Source organism: Streptomyces lydicus, from assembly GCF_004125265.1.
In the GTDB taxonomy this organism is placed as follows: Bacteria; Actinomycetota; Actinomycetes; order Streptomycetales; family Streptomycetaceae; genus Streptomyces; species Streptomyces lydicus_C.
Genome location: NZ_RDTE01000003.1, coordinates 7,714,164 through 7,734,468, shown reverse-complemented (window position 1 = coordinate 7,734,468; position 20,305 = coordinate 7,714,164). Strand labels below are relative to the sequence as shown.

Below are 20,305 nucleotides of genomic sequence, written 5' to 3'. Positions count from 1 at the left end.
CGTGGTCAGCCGCGCAGTTCCCCCTGCGTCTCCTTCTGCCCGTCCAGTATGGCGGCGGAAGGGCGGAGCTTGTAGGGCGCTGGGCGGGCACCGGGGCCGAGTCGTGCGACGGCGCGCAGGATGTGCCGGGGCGGGAGCTGCCAGCGCACGGTGGGCGGAATGGCGCGAAGGAGGCACCCGGTGGCGCGCAGCCGCCGGGTGACGGTCGCGGGCGGGGGTACGGGGCGCCCGTAGAGCTCCTGGGCATACGCCGGGAGTGCGCCGTAGGCGAGCTGTGCCACCCGCTGCCAGAGCAGGGCGCGGGCCGGCACGAGCGGGGCCGGGGTCGGTGGCCTGCGCAGAAACGCGTCCACCTCACAGGCTTCGGGGGTCAGCGCCAACTCGGGCCGCACGCGGGCGAAGTAGGCGGCGAGCTCGGCCCGGCTGCCGGGCACACCTGCCGGGTCGAGGCCGACGAGCCGGGCGCTTTCGCGCTGCTCGTGGAGGTAGGCGTCGGCATGGGCGTCTCCGAGGGGGTAGCCGGAGCGGCGCAGGACGTGCAGATAGGAGTCCACCGCCGCGCAGTGCACCCACAGCAGCAGGTCCGGCTCGTCGACGCCGTAGCGCTCACCGGTGGCGGGATCGGTGGCGGACAGCCGTCGGTGGATACGGCGGACCGCGGCACCGGCCTGTTCGGCGGCGTCGGTGGTGTCATAGGTGAGAGTGCCGACGAACCGGGCGGTCCGCATCAGCCGGCCCCAGGCGTCACTCCTGAAGTCCGAGTTCTGGAGGACACCGCGCACCGCGCGAGGGTGCAGCGCCTGGAGGTACAGCGCTCGGACACCCGCGATCCACATCATCGGATCGCTGTGCATCTGCCAGGTCACGGAACGGGGCCCGAAGAGCCCCGGATCGCCTGCCACGTTCCCCACCTCCCGCTGCCGGGCCGCACTGCCGTCGGTGTGTCTCCATTGTGGGTCGTTCCGTGGTTCCCGTGCATCCTGCGCTCCGGGCGGATGCCGTGGCCACCCCCGCCCTCGCCCTCGTCCTCGCCCTCGCCCTCGTCCTCGCGTCGTCGATCCTCACGTAGGGTGCGGTCAGGGGGACGCTCTCAAGTCCGTTGTCACACCCGGACCTTCGACGTCCTCGGGCCGCTCAGGCGGCCACACCCCACCACCACGCGCCGCTGTGCTCGGCGGGATTGCGTAGCCCTTGCAGAATCGAGCTCGGTACCCGGGTGGAGGCCGCAGTGAAGTGCCCCGACATGTCGCGCGGTGCGCGTCTGACCGCCCATGGTGCCGTCTCCACCTCCCTGGCCTTGTGCAGTGATCGCGCCCTGCGCGAACTCGTGGACACGGCCGTGCCGCTCGGATCCGGCATCGGCGGGACGTCGGCCCTGCTGGAAGTCGCCGGAACCCCGGTCTTCGTGAAGCGGGTGCCCCTCACCGATCCGGAGCGGCACCATGAGCACGCCCGGTCCACGGCGAATCTCTTCGAACTGCCCGTCTTCTGCCAGTACGGCATCGGTGCCATCGGCGCGCCGGGCTTCGGGGCCTGGAGAGAACTCGCCGTGCACACCATGACGACGAACTGGGTGCTCGCGGCGGAATATGAGGGCTTCCCCCTGATGTACCACTGGAGGGTGCTCCCCGACTCGACGCCCCTGCCCGAGGAGCTGGCCGACGTCGAACGGGCTGTTGCCTACTGGGGCGGCGGATCGCAGGTGCGCGGCCGGATCGAGGCGCTCCAGCGGTCCTCGGCGAGCGTCGCGCTGTTCCTGGAGTACATCCCGCAGAATCTGCACCAGTGGCTGGGCACTCAGGTCGCGGCAGGCGACGAGGCCGCCGACCGGGCCTGCGCCATGGTGGAGAAGAACCTGGAAGCCGGAATCTCGTTCATGAACGCTCGGGGGCTGCTGCACTTCGACGCACACTTCGAGAACATCCTTACCGACGGCCGGCGCCTCTACTTCGCGGACTACGGCCTCGCGCTCTCCTCCCTCTTCGAGCTGTCGCAGGACGAGGCCGACTTCTTCGAACGGCATCAGGCCTACGACCGCTGTTACACCGCCACCTATCTGGTGAACTGGCTGGTCACCGCTCTGTACGGGTACCGGAGGGGGGACCGGGACGGCCGCTACGAGCTGGTGCGCGCCTACGCGGAGGGACAGCGCCCCACCGGAATCCCGGAGGAGGCCGCGGCGATCCTCGCCCGGCACGCGCCGATCGCCGCTGTGATGTCGGCTTTCCACCGCACGTTCCAGGACCACAGCAGGCAGACCCCGTACCCGCTGGAGGAAATCCGCCGGCTCGGCGGGACGCACAGCTCCCCCCTTCGCTGACGGACGCCCGGAGGCCGGCACCCGACGTGGACCGGTCACGCCAGGTCACCCCCGTTCAGCGCCGTACGCGGGGCATCCCCAGGCCGATCCAGGAGATGATCTCGCGCTGGATCTCGTTGTTGCCGCCGCCGAAGGTGAAGATGACGGCGGAGCGGTAGCCGCGTTCCAGTTCGCCGTGCAGGACCGCGCCGGCCGAGCCCTCCTTGAGCGGGCCCGCGGAAGCGACGACCTCCATCAGCCAGGCATAGGCGTCCCGGCGGGCCTCGGAGCCGTAGACCTTGACGGCGGAGGCGTCCTGGGGGGTGAGGGTGCCCTGCTGGAGCGCGTCGACCATCTGCCAGTTCAGCAGCTTCATGGCGTCGAGGCGGGTGTGGGTGCGGGCCAGGCGTCCGCGTACCCAGCCCAGGTCGATGACCCGGCGGCCGTCGGAGAGCTTGGTGGCGGCGGCCCAGCGCTGGACGTCGTGCAGGGCGCGGATCGCCATGGTGCCGTGGGCGGCGAGGGTGACCCGCTCGTGGTTGAGCTGGTTGGTGATGATCCGCCAGCCCTTGTTCTCCTGGCCGACGCGGCGGGAGGCCGGGACGGTGATGTTCTCGTAGTAACTGGCGGTGGTGTCGTGCGAGGCGAGGGTGTTGATCAGGGTGCAGGAGTAGCCGGGGTCGCTGGTGGGGACGAGGAGCATGGTGATGCCCTTGTGGGGCGGGGCTTGGGGGTCGGTGCGCACGGCGAGCCATACCCAGTCCGCGGTGTCGCCGTTGGTCGTCCAGATCTTCTGCCCGTTGACGATGTAGTGCCCGGTCTTCTCGTCGCCCTCGCGTACGGCGCGGGTCTTGAGGGCGGCCAGGTCGGTGCCGGCATCCGGTTCGCTGTAGCCGATGGCGAAGTCGATCTCACCGGAGAGGATCCGGGGCAGGAAGTAGGCCTTCTGTTCGTCGGTGCCGAACTGCATGATCGTCGGGCCGACGGTGTTCAGCGCCATCAGCGGCAGCGGCACGCCCGCCTGGGCCGCCTCGTCGAAGAAGATGAACTGTTCCGTCGGGGACAGGCCACGCCCGCCGAACTCCTTGGGCCAGCCGACGCCCAGCCAGCCGTCGCTGCCCAGCCGTCGTACGGTCTCACGGTAGAAGCGCTTCCGGTCGGCGGCGCCGGCCGGGGAGCCGTCTGCGCCGGCCTCGGATCCGTGCGGGCCGGCGAGGGCACCGTCCGGCACCAGTTCGGCGAAGTAGGTGCGCAGCTCGGCGCGCAACTGCTGTTGCTCGGGGGTGTATTCGAGGTGCACGGCCCCTCCAGTTCGTCCGGTCCGGTCGTCCGGTCCGAGGGGGCGCGGGATGCTGACGGCCCGTCGGCTGCCGGATCGAGGGGCACAGTAGAACTTGTTTCAGTAATTCGGAAGGGTGCGGCGACGCTCCGCACCCGCTCCGCCCCCAGCTCCACGACTTCCCCGTGAACCCCGCGAACGGACCCCGCCCGGCGCACACACGAAAGCCCGGTCCGATACCTCCGCGGCATCGGACCGGGCCTTCCCGGGGCTCCATCAGCCCACGGCGTGCTTCGCCGCGCCGGGCGGCAGCAGCAGCCGGCCGCGCTGGACGTCCTTGCAGAACCTGACGGGGCCATTGCTGGTCACATACCTGGCCGAGACCCAGGTCGCGCGCTCCTCGCGGGTGAGGTACCAGACGGTGTTGCCGCCGACGCTCTGGGTGCGGACCTTGCACACCAGGCCGACCTGCGCACGGTGGTGAAGGTGACCCCGCACCGAGGAGTCCGTACTGGGGTACTGACGCTGACTCAGACCCGTCTTGGCGGTGACCACACCGAAGGGCCTGGCGGGTTCGGGGGCCGCGTGCGCGGGGGCCGCGGCCAGCAGCGTCGCACCGAGAGCGGCGGCCGCGGCCAGTGCGCCCGCACCGGCTGCGAGCTTTTTGCCTCGGGCCACGAGGAGGTCGGTCGTGGGCATAGGGGTCTCCTGTTCTCGACGCGCAATGCCACCCATTGCCGCGAAGTGGACATTACGCATAAACCACTCGGGGAATGTGGTGAAACGACGAGCAGGCCGCCGATCGTGTGACAGCACAAGTGCGCCCGTGGCACGGGCAGTCGCCGCACCGCGGAACACCGGAGCGCTACCGGACTCAGCCCTCCGTAACGGCGCCGTGGATCCCGAAGTGGCCTCCCTGGGGATCCCGGATCACCGCGACCCTCGGCCCCGCGGGCACATCGGTCGGGGGCACCAGCAGCATGCCGCCCGACTCGGCGGCCCGGGCGGCCGTCTCGTCGACACCGGCGACCGCGAAGTACGGCAGCCAGTGCGCCCGCACATCGTCCGGGTAGAACTCGTCCAGCGCGCTCATCCCGCCGAAGTCGGCGCCGTCGACCCCCCATTGCGGGTAGTCCTTGTGCGTGCCCACGGTCCAGCCGAAGATCCGCGTATAGAAGGCCTTGGCGGCCTCCTCGTCCCGGGTCGCGAGCTCGACCCAGCCGAGCGAGCCCGGTGCGCTGAACACCGCGGCACCGGCGAACGCCCGGCCCTGCCACAGCGAGAAGACCGCGCCTTCCGGGTCGGCCAGTACGGCGAAGCGGCCCAGGTCGAAGACGTCCATCGGCCCCATCAGCAGGTGCCCGCCCGCCTCGGTGACCGCCGCGGCCTGCGCATCGGTGTCCCGCGTCGCGAACGACACGGTCCAGGCGGTCGGCTGCCCAGGGGCGTAAAGGGGAGTCAGCGCGGCGACCGGGTCGGCCCCGAGGTACAGCATGGTGTAGCCGCCCGCCTCGTCGCGGGGGTCGGTCTCGGCGCGCCAGCCGAAGACCTGGCGGTAGTACACCTTGGCGGCGTCCACGTCCGACGTGCCCAGCTCCACCCAGCAGGGCGCGCCGGGTGTGGGCTCAGTGATCTCCACGGTGCGTTCCGTCCCTCCGCGCCCTGCCGTGGCCGGGCGGTGCCGCGCTCGCGTCCGCACACTGCCGGTCGGCGTTCGTACGCTGCCGATCGTCCGACGGGTGCGACCAGGCCGCAACCGGAGCGCCGGCACATCACCGCGGGCGGTCACGCAGATGGCGCAGCGGGGCGCCGGGGCCGAGGGCTTCGGCCATGCCGCGGGCGGCGCGCCCGGCGGCCTCGGCGGCGCGGGGCAGCAGGGCCGCTTCGTAGGCGCCTACCGCTTCGTCCGGGTCGGGGTGTCCGGTGAGGGCCCGGGCGAGTTCGGCGCCGTCGAGCATGGCGAGACCGGCGCCCGGAACCGCGAACGGCGGCATCAGATGCGCGGCGTCGCCGAGCAGGGTCAGGCCGGGGGTGTGCGTCCAGGTGTGCGGCACCGGCAGGGCGAACAGCGGCCGATTGGCGAACCCGCCGTCGCTGTCCCGCAGCAGCGCCAGCAGCCGTTCGTCCCAGTCCGCGAACCGGTCGAGGAGTACGGCGCGGACCGCCTCGGTGTCCGTCATCCGCACCCCGGTCTCCAGCGCCCAGTCCTGGGAGCCGCGGAAGGCGGCATAGAGGCGGATGCGGCCGCGGCTCTCGCGCCGGGCGATCAGCGCCCGGCCGGCGGACTCCGCGCGCATACCGCCGGCGCCGACCAGCCGGGCGACCTCGGGGTGACGGGTGTCGGCGTCCTCGAATCCGGTCTCGACGAAGGTGACCCCGGTGTAGTGGGGGGTGGCGTCGGAGAGCATCGGCCGGACCCTGGACCAGCTGCCGTCGGCACCGATGACCAGGTCGAAGGTCTCGGTGTGGCCGTCGTCGAACTCGGCGCGGTGGCGGCCGTCGCCGAGCGGATGAAGGGTGCGCAGATAGCTGCCCCAGCGCACGGCGTCGGGGGTGAGGGAGTCCAGCAGCAGCCGGCGCAGCTCGCCCCGGTCGATCTCGGAGCGGTCGGCCTCGCCGGGGGCGGGAGCGGACGCGGGGGTGGGGGCGTACCGGAAGAGGACCGTCGCGGTGTGGTCGAGCAGCCGGACCTCCTGGCCCTCGGGGCGGGCGAGCGCGGCGAACTCCTCGTGCAGACCGGCGGACCGCAGCGCCGCCTGACCGGTCGTCATGTGCAGCTCCAGCGCGCCGCCTTGTGGGCGGGCACCGGCGGAGGCGTCGTGTTCGAAGACCGTGACCGGTACGCCGTTGCGCTGCAGCGCCCGGGCGCAGGTCAGCCCGCCGGGGCCGGCGCCGATGATCGCGATACGGGGCGTGGTGGGGGTCATGGCGCTCCTCGGACGGGCAGGACGGCGGGGCCTCCCCCTCAGAGAAGCACATCGGGCGAAAAGCTCCATCGCTTCACTTTCCGTATCACTCGCACCCTGCGAGAGAGGGGTGCGGCAGAGGATTCGCGGTGATTCACCGGAGTGAGCGGGAGCGTGGAGGGGTAGATCACCCCAGGTCGGGGCCTCGCGAGGGTCCAGCGGCGGACATCTGCCCGGCAAAAAGGACAGTTGATCGCTTAACGCTTCCGCGTTTGCAGGATTAGGTATGCCTAACCTAATGTAACGACGCGTGCCGACGATCAAACCACCTGCCACCGCACCCCCTGTGCCCGATGCGCGTCCCGCCGCGAATCTCCTGCGGCGCGTCCCGCTGTTCGTGGCCGGGCTCTGCGCTCTGGCGGCCTGTGCCGCGCTGAGCCTCGCCCTCGGTGCCCGGTCCGTACCGCTGTCCACCGTGTGGGACGCGCTGTCCGGTGCCGTCCACGGACGGGATGCCCTGGTGGTGACCGGACTTCGGCTGCCGCGGACCGTGGTGGCCCTCGCGGTCGGCGCGGCGCTCGGCGTCGCCGGTGCGGTCGTCCAGGGCGTCACCCGCAACCCGCTCGCGTCCCCGACGACGCTCGGCATCAACGCCGGCGCGGGGTTCGCGGTGGTCACCGCGATCTACGCACTGCATCTGACCCGTCCCGGCCAGTACGTCTGGTTCGCTTTCGCCGGAGCCGCGGCCGCCGCGCTGTTCGCGCAGGCGCTGGCCCGGCGCGCGGGTGATCTCGACCCGGCGCGGCTCGCGCTGGGCGGCACCGTCCTCCAACTCGTCCTGGTCTCCTGGACCTCGACGGTCATGCTGGCCAGCAAGCGGTCGCTGGACGAGGCCCGGTTCTGGATGGCCGGTTCGCTGGCCGAGCGCCCGCTGTCGGTGCTCTACCCGGTGCTGCCGACCCTGGTGCTCGGCCTGCTCCTCGCGCTGGTCCTCGCCCCTGCCCTCAACGCGCTGGCGCTGGGCGACGATGCGGCGCAGGCGCTGGGCGTACGGGTGACCCGGATCCGGCTGGCCGGCGGCCTGGCCGTCGTCCTGCTCGCCGCGTCGGCGGTGGCGGTGGCCGGTCCGCTCGCCTTCATCGGGCTGGCCGCACCGCACCTGGTCCGCCAGCTGCTGCGCACCTCCGACCACCGGATCGTGGTGCCCGGCTGCCTGATCGCCGGTCCCCTGCTGCTGCTCGCCGCCGACATTCTCGGACGGATCGTCATCCGGCCGTCCGAGCTGCAGGTCGGCATCATCAGCGCGTTCCTCGGCGCGCCGCTGCTGGCACTGCTGGCCCGGAAGGTGGCCCGATGACCGACCTCGCACGGGACGAGAAGCCGCTCGGCTCGCCGTCCCTCTCTCCCTCCCCCGCCCCCGGACGCGGGCGCAGGGTCCGCCGGACCGTGCTGCTCGCCCTCGTCGGCCTCGTGGTGCTCGGCGCGCTGGTGACGGTGTCGGTGGCCAACGGCGATATGCCGCTGCCGCCCGCCGACGCGGTCAAGGGCCTGTTCGGGATCGGTGATTCCGCCACCGTCCTGGTGGTCCAGGAGTTCCGGGCCCCGCGGATGGTCGCGGCGATCGTGGCGGGCGCGGGCCTGGCGGTGGCCGGTGCCCTGCTGCAGCGGCTGTTCCGCAATCCGCTCGCCTCCCCCGATGTGATGGGGGTGACCGGCGGAGCCTCGTTCGGCGCGGTGGCGATGCTGGCCGCCGGGGCCTCGCAGGCACTGATGCCGCTGGCCGCCCTCGGCGGCGGGCTGCTGGCCGCGGTCCTGCTGGGGGTGTTCGGCTGGCGCGCCGGGGTCAGCGTGACCCGCCTGGTGCTGGTCGGGCTCGCCGTACAGGCGGGGCTGTCCGCCGCGGTGAGCTTCATGGTGGTCCGCTTCCCCACCGAGCTGGCCGGTTCGGCCCTCCAGTGGACCACGGGGTCGGTGTACGGGCGGACCTGGACCGAGGTGTGGTCCGCGGGCGGGGCGATGGCCGTGGCGCTGCTCGCCGCCTTCGTACTGCAGCGCCGGCTCGCGGTCCTCGACCTGGGCGACGACTCGGCGGGCGCGCTCGGTCTGCGTACCCACACCGCCCGCCTGCAGATCCTGGTCGTCGCCATCGTGCTGGCCTCGCTGGCCGCCGCGCTCACCGGCCCGGTCGCCTTCGTCGCGCTCGCCGTCCCGCACATGGTGCGGTTCCTCGCCGGGCCGCCGACCGCAGGGACGCTGGCGCTGTCCGGCCTGGCCGGTGCGGTGCTGCTGCTCGCCTCCGACCTGGTGGCGCAGTACCTGCTGCCGGTCGGCGGGCTGCCGGTCGGCGTGGTCACCGCCACGCTGGGCGCACCGTGGCTGCTGGTGTTGATGATCCGTCAGAGCAGTTCCGTCAACAGGAGTGTCCGATGACCGCCAACCAGCTCTCCACCCAGGGACTCGATCTGCGCTACGGCGACCGGCTGATCGTCGGCGGCCTCGATCTGGTGCTGCCCGGCGGCGCCGTCACCGCGATCGTCGGCCCCAACGCCTGTGGCAAGTCGACGCTGTTGCGCGGGCTGACCCGGCTGCTGGCGCCGTCCGCCGGCACCGTCGCGCTGGACGGCGCCGACATCCACCGGATGCCGGCCAAGGCGCTGGCCCTGCGGATGGGGCTGCTCCCCCAGCAGCCGGTCACCCCCGACGCGATCACGGTCGAGGCGCTGGTCCGGCTGGGCCGCTACCCGCACCAGCGGCTGCTGAGCCCCTGGTCGACGGCGGATCAGCAGGCGGTGGAGGAGGCGCTGCGGCGCACCGGCACCCTGGAGCTGCGCGACCAGAGCGTCGACCGGCTCTCCGGCGGCCAGCGGCAGCGCGCCTGGATCGCGCTCGCGCTGGCCCAGGACACCGAGCTGCTGCTGCTCGACGAGCCGACCACCTTCCTCGATCTGCGGCACCAGCTCGATGTCCTCGACCTGGTCGCCGCACTGCACTCCGAGGCGGGCCGCACCGTGGTGATGGTGCTGCACGACCTCGGCCAGGCGGCCCGGTACGCGGATCACCTCGTGGTCCTCAAGGAAGGGCAGCTGGCGGCGGCCGGCGCACCGGCGGACGTCCTCGACGCGGAGCTGGTCAAGTCCGTGTTCGACGTGGACTGCCGGGTGATCCCCGACCCCGAGACCGGCACCCCGCTGGTCGTCCCCAAGGGCAACGCGAAACGGCACACCGCCGTCTCCGCCTGACCCCACCTCTCCCCCGCAACCTCTTCCCTTTCCGCTCCCCCTCAGGAAGTTGAACCCTCATGCTGACCAGATCCACTCTCCACGGTGCCGGCCGGCTGCCGGCCGCGCTGCTCTCCGTCGTCCTGGGCGCGGGCGCCCTGACCGCGTGCGGCGGCGGCACCTCCTCGGGCGGCGATGACGCGGCGAAGGCCGGCGCCGGCTTCCCGCGCACCGTCAAGAGCGCCATGGGCGGCGATGTGAAGATCCCCGCCAAGCCCAAGCGTGTGGTCGTGCTGGACACCGGTGAGCTCGACGACGTCGCCACCCTCGGTATCAAGCCCGTCGGCGCGGTCTCCCCGCACATGAAGACCGAGGGCGGCTTCCCCACCTACCTCAAGGACGAGATCGGGGGTGTCAAGGACGTCGGTCCGCTGCTGGAGCCGAACCTGGAGAAGATCATTGCTCTGAAGCCCGACCTGATCCTGTCCTCCAAGGTCCGGCACGAGAAGATCTACGACAAGCTCCGGCAGATCGCGCCGACCGTCTTCACCGAGACCACCGGCGGCCCCTGGAAGGCCAATCTCAAGGTCCACGCCAAGGCGCTGGGTCTGGAGAAGGAAGCCGACCGGAAGCTGAAGGAGTACCAGACCCGCGCCAAGGCGCTGGGCGAGGCCATCAAGAAGAAGTACCACGGCAAGATGCCGTCGGCGTCCGTGGTGCGCTTCGTCGCCGGCCCGACCCGCCTCTACCAGAAGTCCTCCTACAGCGGTGTGGTCCTCGACGACATCGGCCTGGCCCGGCCGAAGTCGCAGAGCTCGACCGACCCGGCCAAGACGATGCTCGACGTCAGCCCGGAACAGATCGACAAGGCCGACGCGGACCTGGTGTTCGTCACCACCGCGGACACGCCGAGCAAGACCCAGCAGAAGGACGTCACGTCCAACCCGGTCTGGAAGGAACTGCCGGCCGTCAAGAAGCACAAGGTCTTCGACGTGCCCGACGAGACCTGGATGTCCGGCATCGGCATCCAGGCCGCCGAGCACATGCTCGCCGACGTGGCCAAGGCCACCGGCGTGCCGCTGCCGAAGGCCTGACCCGCCCGCAACGGGGGTGGGCCGCCGTCCCCACGGCCCGTCCCCGTCCTCGACGTCCCCCGCACCACCCTTGAACCTGAAGGGCCCCGCCCATGCGGATGTACCTGCTCGCTCTCAACCCCACCGACTCGGTCACCGAGGGATTCCTCCCCGCCGCCGCCCGCCTCGGCCTCGAGGTCACGCTGCTGACGGACCAGCCCGAGGCACACCGGCGCACCGGCTGCCGGGCAGAGGTCCTGGAGTGCGACGTCCGTGACTTCCGTGCCGTCATCACCCGCATCGCCACCCACCACCCGGCCGCCGCGGTCTTCACCAACAGCGACCACCTGCAGACCCAGGCGGCCCTGGCCGCCGAGTACTTCGGGCTGCCGGGCAAGGACTGGCGGGCCACGCTGCGCGCCAAGAACAAGGCCGAGATGCGCCGCCACCTCGCCGCGTCCGGCACCGACACCGTGCGGTCCGTGGAGCTCGCCCCCGGGCAGGACCCCTCGGCGCTCACCGCCGCCGGGCTCCCCTACCCCTGTGTCGTCAAACCCCGCGAGGGCGTGGCCAGCGAGGACGTGAGGGGGGCCGACAGTCCCGAGGAACTGGTGGCGCGCGCCAAGGAGATACAGGCCCGGCGCCCGGAGGCGGCGCTGGTCGCCGAGGAGTTCCTGGCCGGCGAGCTGTACACGCTGGAAACCCTCGGTGACGGCCGGCTGCGCCACGTCCTGGGCGGTTTCCACACCACCCTCTCCGCGCCGCCGTCCTTCATCGAGGAGCGGCACGATTTCGTCGCCGCCCACCCGGAGCCGGTCGCCGCCCAGGTGCTGGCCCAACTCGACGCGCTGGGCGTCGGGTTCGGCGCCTGCCACACCGAGTTCGTGGTGCACGAGGGCCGGGCGCGGCTCATCGAGGTGAACTACCGCGTCATCGGCGACCAGTGCGATCTGCTGCTCGCCCGGGTCCTGGGCATCGAGCTGTTCGAGCACGTCCTGCGCACCCATCTCGGCGAGCCGCTGCCCGCCGATCTCGGTGCCCGGCAGGACGGCGCGGGCCGGGTGGAGTACGCCCTCGCCGACCGGGCCGGGACGCTCACCGCCGCGCCCGCCGCCACGGACCGCGAGACGGACGGCGTACAGCTGGCCTACCGGCCGCTGCGCGCGGTCGGCACCGAGCACCCGCACTACCGCACCAACCGCGACTACCTCGGCGTCCTGCGGGCCACCGGCACCGACCCCGGCGCCCTGGACCGGGCCGCGAAGGGCTTCTTCGCCGCTGAGCGCTGGGAGATCTCGTCATGACCGTCTCCCCCGACCTCATGGCCGGCCTCACCGCCGCTCCGGCCGGGCAGGAGACGGCCGGCGCGGCCGAGGAGTCCGAACTGCTGCTGCGGGTGCTGAGCGCGCTGCTGCGCGAGGACGTGGTGGGTCTGCGCACCCGCGGCACGCTGCTGGAGCGGCCGGACGGCCCCTGGCTGCGGCTGCCCGCCGGCCCGGACGCCGGCGCCCTGCTGCTGCCGCTGGGCGCGGACGGTTACCAGAGCACCTGGGCGGCCCGGCTGCCGCTGCTGGTCCGCGAATCCGACGGCGCCCGGCTCACCTCGCTCGACGCCGCCCTCACCGCGCTGCGTGCGCTCGCCGGCCCGGCCGACCGTCCCGGCTTCGACGCCTTCGCCGAGGAGTGCCGGCAGACCCTGGAGACGATGCGGCTGCACACCCGCACCCGGGACGAGGTCGACCAGCTGCTGACCGAGCGCCATGGCCCCTCGGCCGGTGCCTGGCAGGGAGTGGACGGCGGCCTGGCCTACGACACCCTCGCCGCGCGCCTCGACCACCCCGTCTACCCGACCTCGCGGGGCCGCTCCGGCCTGGACGAGGACCACCTGCGGTCCTACGCCCCCGAGTTCCACCCGGAATTCCCGCTGCGCTGGCTGGCCGTACCGCGCTCCGCGATGACCGTCGCGGGCGGCACCGCGGCGCTGCCCGGCTGCTGGCCGACGCCGGCCGAGCTGGAGCTGCCGCACCTCGACGACAGCCATCTCGCGCTGCCCGTCCACCCGCTGACGCTCGGCGGCCCGCTGGACGAGGCGCTGCGCGAGACGGGGCTGGAGGGCGAGGCGGTGCTGTCCGGGCGCGCCCTGCTCCGGGCGGTGCCGACCCTGTCGATGCGGACCGTGGCGGTGGACGCCGACCCCCGGCTGCATCTGAAGCTGCCGCTGGCCACCGCGACGCTGGGGCTGCGCAACCGGCGCACCATCAAGCCCCGTACGCTCATCGACGGCGCCGAGGGCCAGCGGCTGCTGGACAAGGTGATCGCCCGCGAACCACGGTTCGCTGAATCGATCCTGCAGGCCGACGAGACGGTCTACGCACACGCCGGCCATGAGCTGCTGGCCGTGCTGTGCCGGCGCTACCCGGCCGGGCTGGACAGCAGCGCCGTGGTGCCGATGGCCGCGCTGCTGGGCCGGGCGCCCGGCGGACGACTGGTGATCGACGAGCTCGCCGACCGCTTCTACGGCGGTGATCCCCTGGCCCTGCTGGACGCCGTGCTCACCCTGCTCTTCGACTGGCAGACCACCCTGTTCGGCTACGGCTTCGGCCTGGAGTCGCATCAGCAGAACATCTCGCTGGTCCTGGACGAGGCGGCGCACGGCGCCCGGCTGCGGCTGCTGTTCAAGGACAACGACGCGCCGCGCATCAACGCCGTACGGCTGCGGGAGACCTTGGGCGAGGACGCCCCGGACCCCGCGGACTTCGCCGATCCGCGGATCTTCGCGGACCACGACCGGCCGGTGCTGGACCTGTTCACCACCATCACCCTCCATCTGTGCGCGGGCTCCTACGCCTTCGGGCTGGCCCGGCACGGACGGGCGCCGCTCGACCGGCTGCTGGGCCTGGTCCGCGACCGGCTCGCCGAGGCCGTCGCACGCCTGGGCACCGCGCCGGGCGGGCCGGGCGCCGCGCTGCGCGCACATGTCCTGGACGCCCCGGAGCTGCCGGTCAAGGCGATGGTCAGCGCGGGCACCCTGCTGTCCAAGGAGCGGTCCGGCGCGGCCGACATCAACAAGCACTACACCACCGGCCCCAACTATCTGCTGCCGACGGGGATGTCCCGATGAGCCCGATGAAAACCGCTACCGCCGCACGGGTCGAACCGCATGCCGTCGAGACGAAGGTCAGCCCCGGGCTCGCCCGCCGCCAGGTGTTCGCCGTGGCCGGCTGCTACTTCGTGGCCTCGTTCGCCGCGCTGGGGCTGCCGCCGTACCTCACCGAGATCCTGCCCGAGCTGGGCGACGGCGCCGCCCGCTGGGCCGGTCTGCTCTACGTCGTGCCCACCATCTTCGGCGCCATCGGCGCGCCGCTGTGGGGGCGGCTCGCGGACCGGTTCGGCCGCAAACGGCTGCTGCTGCGGGCGCAGTTGGGGCTCGCCGCGGCGTTCCTGCTGGCGGGCTGGGCCGACTCGATCGGCACCTTCGCCGCCGCCCTGGTGATCCAGGGCGTACTGGGCGGGACCTTCGCCGCCTCCAACGGCTATCTGGGAGCGGCGCTGGAGGGCCATGCGCTGTCCCGGGCGCTGACGCTGATGCAGGGCAGCGCCCGCGCGGCGCTGGTGTGCGCCCCGATCGTGGTCGGCTCGCTGACGCCGTGGCTCTCGCCGCACCGCCAGTACGCGCTGCTGGCCGTGCTGCCGCTGGCCGCCGCCGTGATGCTGGCGGCGCTGCCGGAGCCGCCGCGGTCCCGGTCCGCGCCGCCGCAGGCCACCACCGCGGAGACCGAGGCGGACGGAACGCCGGTGGTCGAGGCCGCGGCCGAGCCGTCGGGGCGCGCCCCGGCCGCTTCCCTGCGGGCCCTGTACGCGATCGAGTTCGCCTTCGTCTTCTCCACCGTCATCTCCTTCCCGTACCTGATCTCCCTCATCAAGGAGCGGATACCCGGCACCGGACCGATGGTGTCCGGTGTCCTCTTCGCCCTCCCTCACATGTGCTACCTGGTCGCCGCGATCCCGGTGCACTCGCTCTTCCGCAGCCGCCCCCGGACCGGCATAGCGCTCGGCTTCGGCTGTATCGCGCTGGGCCTGGCCGGGCACGGGATCGCCCACTCGCTCACCGCCTTCGTCGCGGTGCGTCTGGTGCTCGGCGCCGGCCTCACCCTGGGCCTGGTGTGTATGTCGGTGCTGGCCGCCGACTGCGCCAAGGGCCGTGCCCCCGGCGGGCTGTTCGGCTCGATCGAATTCTTCTCCAAGGCCGGCGCGGTCGCCGCCGGTGTGGCCGCCGCGGCCGGCAACGACTGGTTCGGCCCCACCGCGCCCGTCCTGACCGGCACCGCGATAGCGCTGGTCACCGTGGTGGCGACCGTCCTCCCCCGCCTTCCCCGTACTCTCCGCACCCGCAGGAGCCTGTGATGCCCTCGCTGACCAATTCGCCCGCCCCCGCCGCGGACTGCGCCGCCCCCGCCGCGCTGCCCACCGCGGACCAGGCCGTCGCGCACACCCTGCTCAACTGCCTGCTGCGGGAGGTGTCCGGACCCGAGCACCAGACCGCCGTCGACCACGGCCGGCTGCTGCTGCGGCTGCCGCGCCGCGGAGTGCTGCTGCGGGTCGCGCTGCGCCGTACCTCGCTGCTCGGCGCGCACCGGTTCACCGGACCGGTGTCCGAGCAGACCGCCGACGGCTGGGCCGAGGTCGGCTGGCGCCGGCTGGCCGAGTACGTGCACGCCGAGCTGTCCCTGCGCACCGGCGTCGACAACGAGGAGTTCCTGGACCAGATCGCCTCCAGCCACCAGGCCGTCTCGGCCGCGCTGGCGGCCCGTACGGAGCAGGACCCGGCCGCCCCGGCAGCCGGTGCGGACGACTGGCAGGCCGCCTACGTCGCCTCCGAGCAGTCGCTGCTCCTGGGCCACCGCTTCCACCCGACCCCCAAGGCCCGCACCGGCGACCCCACCGCCTGGCAGTCCTACGCCCCCGAGACCGGGGCGGTCTTCCCGCTGCTGCTGCTCGCCGTGCGCGAGGAGCTGATCGCCGAGGAGGGCTCCGGCGACGGCGCCACCGCCCCGCTGGACGCGCTGCACGCCGATGTCCCCGACGGCTACCGGCTGCTGCCCGTCCACCCCTGGCAGTACGAGCTGCTGCGCGACCACGCGGGCCTGGCCGAGGCGCTGGAGCACGACGACATCCGCGTCCTGGGCAGCAGCGAGACGCCGTTCGCCGCCACCGCGTCGGTGCGCACGCTCTACGACGGCGACACCTTCCTGAAGTTCAGCCTGAACGTCCGGATCACCAACTGCCTCCGGAAGAACGCCAGTTACGAGCTGTCCGGGGCGGTGGCCCTCACCCGGCTGCTGGCGCCCGCGCTGACCGATCTCGCCACCCGGTTCCCCGGCGCCGCGGTGCTCAGGGAGCCCGCCTACCGCAGCCTCGCGCTGCCCGGCGCGGACGGCCGCCCGGACACCGAGCTGCTGGAGGGCTTCGGCGTCATCGTCCGCGAGGGCCTGTCCCAGCGGCTGCTGCCGGGCACCACCCCGCTGCTGGCGGGCGCGGTCGCCGACGAGTACCCCACCAGCGACGCGCACATCTCCCGCCTCCTGGACGGCGCCGCCCCGCAGGCCGCGCTGGAGTGGTGGGCCGCCTACCTCAACCTGCTGGTGCCGCCGGTGCTCGCCGCCTACTTCGACCACGGCCTGGTGCTGGAGCCGCATCTGCAGAACGTGCTGGTCTGCGTCGACGGCGACGGGATGCCGGCGCAGGTCCTCTTCCGCGACCTGGAGGGCACCAAGCTCGTCCCCGAACACCACGCCGGCCTGCTGGCATCGCTGCCCGAGCAGGTCGCGGCGCCGATGACCTACGACGCCCAGCGCGGCTGGGACCGGGTGGTGTACTGCCTGCTGGTCAACCATGTCGCCGAGATGCTGGCCGCGCTCGCCGATCTGCACCCGGACACCGAGACGGAGCTGTGGGCGCAGGTCCGCCGCACCCTGCAGACCCACGCGGACCGGTACGGCTGCCCGCCGCGGCTGGCCGCCCTGCTGGCCGGCGTCCCGCTGCCCGCCAAGGCCAATCTGCTCACCCGCTGGGAGCGCAAGGCCGACCGTGAGGCCGGCTATGTCCTGCTGCCCTCGCCGCTGGCCGAGGCCGTTCTGTCGGGCGCCGTGCGCACCGACGACACCACCCCCTGGAGCGCCCGATGACCACTCCCGCCCCCGCCCTCACCCCGGGCGTCCGCGACCGCGCCCTGGCCCTCGCGCCCGGGGAACTGCCCGCCTACCTCTACGACCTGACGGCGCTGCGCGCGCATCTGGCCGAAGTCCGGGCCGCGCTGCCCGAGCGCGTCGAGCTGTACTACGCGGCCAAGGCCAACCCGGAGCCGGAGATCCTGGCGGCGCTGCGCCCGTACGTGGACGGCTACGAGGTCTCCTCGGGCGGCGAGCTGGCGCACGTCGGCAAGGCCGTGCCGGACGCGCCGCTCGCCTTCGGCGGACCGGGCAAGACGCCCGCCGAGGTCGCCCAGGCCCTGGAGCTGGGTGTGGAACGCTTCCACGTGGAGAGCGTCTACGAGCTCCACATGCTCGCGAGCCTGGCCGCCCGCCTCGCGCCGCAGCGCCGGATCGCGGTGCTGGCCCGGTTCAACCTCCCGGTCGACGACGGCTCCCTGGACGGCAGTTCGCTCGCCATGGGCGGCCGCCCCACCCCCTTCGGGCTGGACCCCGACCAGGCCGGTGAGGTCGTCACCCTGCTCACGGACAGCACCTACCCGCAGCTCGAACTCCGCGGTATCCACGCCCACCTGGCCAGCGGCCTGGAGGCACCCGAGCAGCTCGCGGTGTCCCAGGCCATCGTGAAGTGGGCCGCCGCCCTGGCCGCACACCACCGGATACCGCTCTCCGAGGTGACCATCGGCGGCGGCATGGCCGTCGACTACGCCGCGCCGGAGCGCCGGTTCGACTGGGCGGCGTACGGCGCCGGCCTGGCGCGGCTCGCCGACGCCCACCCCGGCTTCACCCTGCGCATCGAGCCCGGACGTGCACTGACCGCGTACTGCGGCTGGTACGCCACCGAGGTGCTGGATGTGAAGCACAGCCACGGCGAGGAGTTCGCCGTGGTCCGCGGCGGCACCCACCATCTGCGCACCCCGGCGACCAAGGGCCACGACCAGCCCTGCACGGTCCTGCCGTCCGACGCGCCCTGGCCGCACCCCTGGCCGCGGTCGGCGGCGCAGGGCGACCGGGTCTCCGTCACCGGGCAGCTGTGCACCCCCAAGGACGTCCTCGCCCGCAACGTCCCGGCGCCGGGGCTGCGGGCCGGTGACCGGGTGGTGTTCGGGGTGGCCGGGGCGTACGCCTGGAACATCTCGCACCACGACTTCCTGATGCACCCGCGCCCCGGCTTCCACTTCCTCGGTGCCGGCGGGCCCGCTGCGGCCGGGGAGGTCTGAGTGCTCCGCGCCAACGAGGTCCGGCGCAGACTCGCCGCGGGCGAGGAGGCGTACGGGCTGTTCAGCACGCTGCCCGAGCCCACCATGGTCGAGATGATCGGCTGCGCCGGCTACGACTTCGTCATCCTGGACACCGAGCACACGCTCGTCGACCCACAGCGGCTGGAAAACCTCATCAGGGCCGCCGAGACGAGCGGGCTCACCCCCTTCGTCCGGGTCCCCGAGGCCGATCCCGGCGCGGTGCTGCGCGCCTTGGACGCCGGGGCGATGGGCATCGTCGTCCCGCACGTCCGGGAGCGCGCGGACATCGACGCCACGATCCGCGCCGCCCGCTACGCACCCGAGGGCATGCGCTCCCTCAACGGCGGCCGCGGCCCCGGCTTCGGCCGCATCGACCCGGCCGATTACCTCCGCCGGGCCAACGAGGAGATCATGATCGTGGCGCTCATCGAGGACGCCGAGGGGGTCGAGGCGATCGACGACATCCTCTCCCCCGGCGGCGTCGACCTGGTCCTGCCGGGACCCGGCGATCTCTCCCAGTCCTACGGGGTGCCCTGGCAGGTCCGGCACCCCCGCGTCCGGGAAGCGGTCCAGAGCCTCCGCGGCGCCTGCGCCCGTCACGAGGTGCCCTTCTGCGCCATGTCCACCACGCCGGAGCGCCGCGCCGAGTGGCGCGCCGACGGCGTCCGGGCCTTCGTCGTGGGCGAGGACCGCGATCTGACGGCGCGGGCGCTGCGGGGACACCTGGAGCGGACCGCCGGGCGGAACTGACGGCAACTCCTTCGGCGGTACCCGCACCGGTCCCGGGCGGGTAACTGATGACCGGGTAACCGATCGTCCGAAGGAGCTGAGCGGGACATGGCCCAGAACACGGCATTCATCATCGCGGGAGCGGGGCTGGCCGGCGCGAAGGCCGCGGAGACCCTGCGGGCGGAGGGCTTCGAGGGCCCGGTGGTCCTGCTGGGTGACGAACGCGAGCGTCCCTATGAGCGTCCGCCGCTGTCCAAGGGCTATCTCCTGGGCACCTCCGAGAAGGAGAAGGTGTACGTCCACCCGCCGCAGTGGTACGCCGAACACGACGTCGATCTGCGCACCGGCAATGCCGTCACGGCGCTGGACCCGGCCGCCCACGAGGTGACCCTCGCCGACGGCAGCCGGCTCGGCTACGCCAAGCTGCTGCTGACCACCGGCTCCACCCCCCGCCCGCTGCCGGTGCCCGGCGCCGACCTCGACGGGGTCCACACGCTGCGGCGGCTGGCGGACAGCGACCGCCTCAAGGAGGTCTTCCGCTCCGCGTCCCGGGTCGTGGTGATCGGCGGCGGCTGGATCGGGCTGGAGACCACGGCCGCCGCGCGGGCGGCCGGGGCCGAGGTCACCGTGCTGGAGTCGGCGCCGCTGCCCCTGCTGGGGGTGCTGGGCCCCGAGGTCGCCCGGATCTTCGCCGATCTCCATACCGGGCACGGCGTCGCGCTGCGCTGCGGCACCCAGGTCACGGAGATCACCGGCACGGACGGTGCGGTGGACGGGGTACGGCTGGCCGACGGCACCCGGATCGCGGCCGACGCGGTCATCGTCGGCATCGGCATCACCCCCAACAGCGAGCCGGCCGCCGCGGCCGGGCTCAAGGTCGACAACGGGGTCGTCGTGGACGAGCAGCTGTGCTCCTCCCACCCGGACATCTACGCCGCCGGCGATGTCGCGAGCGCCTACCACCCCCTCCTGGGCAGGCATCTGCGCGTCGAGCACTGGGCCAACGCCCTCCACCAGCCGCAGACCGCCGCCCGGGCCATGCTGGGCCGGGAGGTGCGCTACGACCGGCTGCCGTACTTCTTCACCGACCAGTACGACCTGGGCATGGAGTACACGGGGTACGTCGGGCCGGAGGGGTATGACCGGGTCGTCTTCCGCGGCGACAGGGCCGCCCGTGAGTTCATCGCCTTCTGGCTGTCCGGCGGCCGGGTGCTGGCCGGGATGAATGTGAACGTCTGGGACGTCACCGAGCCGATCCGGGCCCTGGTGGCGAGCGGGCAGGCCGTGGACCCGGAGCGGCTGGCCGACACGGACGTACCGCTGGACGCGCTCGTCCCCTGAGCGGCGGCCG

17 protein-coding genes are annotated in these 20,305 nt (G+C 73.0%); 12 read left to right on the top strand and 5 right to left on the bottom strand.

Translation table 11 applies throughout. The annotated features are described in order from the left end of the window. Positions 1–5 precede the first annotated feature (5 nt). Positions 6–854 carry an oxygenase MpaB family protein gene (locus D9V36_RS36670; RefSeq protein ID WP_129298939.1) on the bottom strand — a complete coding sequence of 283 codons (849 nt, stop codon included), beginning with the start codon at positions 852–854 and terminating at the stop codon, positions 6–8. A gap of 389 nt (positions 855–1,243) precedes the next feature. On the opposite strand from D9V36_RS36670, the gene D9V36_RS36665 reads away from it, so the two are divergent. Then, positions 1,244–2,320: a protein kinase family protein gene (locus tag D9V36_RS36665; protein WP_129298938.1), complete on the top strand. Its 1,077-nt coding sequence runs from the start codon at positions 1,244–1,246 to the stop codon at positions 2,318–2,320. Positions 2,321–2,375: 55 nt separating this feature from the next. Here the strand turns inward: D9V36_RS36665 and D9V36_RS36660 are convergent, their stop codons facing one another. From D9V36_RS36660 to D9V36_RS36645, 4 genes are all read right to left on the bottom strand, one after another. After that, the gene (locus D9V36_RS36660) at positions 2,376–3,599 is read right to left on the bottom strand and encodes an acyl-CoA dehydrogenase family protein (protein WP_129297559.1); all 1,224 of its coding nucleotides are present in this window, start codon (positions 3,597–3,599) and stop codon (positions 2,376–2,378) included. A 255-nt stretch (positions 3,600–3,854) separates the two neighbouring features. After that, positions 3,855–4,277 carry an SH3 domain-containing protein gene (locus tag D9V36_RS36655; protein ID WP_129297558.1) on the bottom strand — a complete coding sequence of 141 codons (423 nt, stop codon included), beginning with the start codon at positions 4,275–4,277 and terminating at the stop codon, positions 3,855–3,857. Positions 4,278–4,452: 175 nt separating this feature from the next. Next, positions 4,453–5,217, bottom strand: coding sequence for a VOC family protein (locus tag D9V36_RS36650; RefSeq protein ID WP_129297557.1), 765 nt, complete (start codon positions 5,215–5,217; stop codon positions 4,453–4,455). Positions 5,218–5,350: 133 nt separating this feature from the next. Beyond that, the gene (locus tag D9V36_RS36645) at positions 5,351–6,505 is read right to left on the bottom strand and encodes an FAD-dependent oxidoreductase (protein ID WP_129297556.1); all 1,155 of its coding nucleotides are present in this window, start codon (positions 6,503–6,505) and stop codon (positions 5,351–5,353) included. A gap of 325 nt (positions 6,506–6,830) precedes the next feature. Between D9V36_RS36645 and D9V36_RS36640 the strand changes: the two genes are divergently transcribed. The 11 genes from D9V36_RS36640 (at position 6,831) to D9V36_RS36590 (ending at position 20,295) form a co-directional block, all read left to right on the top strand. Then, the gene (locus D9V36_RS36640; protein WP_129298937.1) at positions 6,831–7,841 is read left to right on the top strand and encodes a FecCD family ABC transporter permease; all 1,011 of its coding nucleotides are present in this window, start codon (positions 6,831–6,833) and stop codon (positions 7,839–7,841) included. Beyond that, positions 7,838–8,914, top strand: a complete 1,077-nt coding sequence (locus tag D9V36_RS36635) for a FecCD family ABC transporter permease (protein WP_129297555.1) — start codon at positions 7,838–7,840, stop codon at positions 8,912–8,914. Before D9V36_RS36640 ends, D9V36_RS36635 begins: the two co-directional genes overlap by 4 nt. Then, complete coding sequence (locus D9V36_RS36630; protein ID WP_129297554.1) at positions 8,911–9,723, top strand: ABC transporter ATP-binding protein; 813 nt, start codon at positions 8,911–8,913, stop codon at positions 9,721–9,723. Before D9V36_RS36635 ends, D9V36_RS36630 begins: the two co-directional genes overlap by 4 nt. Positions 9,724–9,782: 59 nt before the next feature. Further along, complete coding sequence (locus D9V36_RS36625; RefSeq protein ID WP_129297553.1) at positions 9,783–10,796, top strand: ABC transporter substrate-binding protein; 1,014 nt, start codon at positions 9,783–9,785, stop codon at positions 10,794–10,796. 92 nt (positions 10,797–10,888) lie between these two features. Continuing rightward, positions 10,889–12,079: an ATP-grasp domain-containing protein gene (locus tag D9V36_RS36620; RefSeq protein ID WP_129297552.1), complete on the top strand. Its 1,191-nt coding sequence runs from the start codon at positions 10,889–10,891 to the stop codon at positions 12,077–12,079. 17 nt (positions 12,080–12,096) lie between these two features. Beyond that, positions 12,097–13,896, top strand: a complete 1,800-nt coding sequence (locus D9V36_RS36615; protein WP_129298936.1) for an IucA/IucC family protein — start codon at positions 12,097–12,099, stop codon at positions 13,894–13,896. A gap of 5 nt (positions 13,897–13,901) precedes the next feature. Then, on the top strand, positions 13,902–15,179 hold the full coding sequence (locus D9V36_RS36610) for an MFS transporter (RefSeq protein ID WP_129298935.1): 1,278 nt from the start codon (positions 13,902–13,904) through the stop codon (positions 15,177–15,179). Further along, complete coding sequence (locus D9V36_RS36605; protein ID WP_129297551.1) at positions 15,179–16,960, top strand: IucA/IucC family protein; 1,782 nt, start codon at positions 15,179–15,181, stop codon at positions 16,958–16,960. Before D9V36_RS36610 ends, D9V36_RS36605 begins: the two co-directional genes overlap by 1 nt. Continuing rightward, the gene (locus D9V36_RS36600; RefSeq protein WP_129297550.1) at positions 16,957–18,204 is read left to right on the top strand and encodes a type III PLP-dependent enzyme; all 1,248 of its coding nucleotides are present in this window, start codon (positions 16,957–16,959) and stop codon (positions 18,202–18,204) included. Before D9V36_RS36605 ends, D9V36_RS36600 begins: the two co-directional genes overlap by 4 nt. Further along, positions 18,205–18,975, top strand: a complete 771-nt coding sequence (locus D9V36_RS36595) for an HpcH/HpaI aldolase family protein (RefSeq protein WP_129297549.1) — start codon at positions 18,205–18,207, stop codon at positions 18,973–18,975. Between the two features lie 87 nt (positions 18,976–19,062). Next, complete coding sequence (locus tag D9V36_RS36590; RefSeq protein WP_129297548.1) at positions 19,063–20,295, top strand: NAD(P)/FAD-dependent oxidoreductase; 1,233 nt, start codon at positions 19,063–19,065, stop codon at positions 20,293–20,295. The last annotated feature ends 10 nt before the right edge of the window (positions 20,296–20,305 follow it).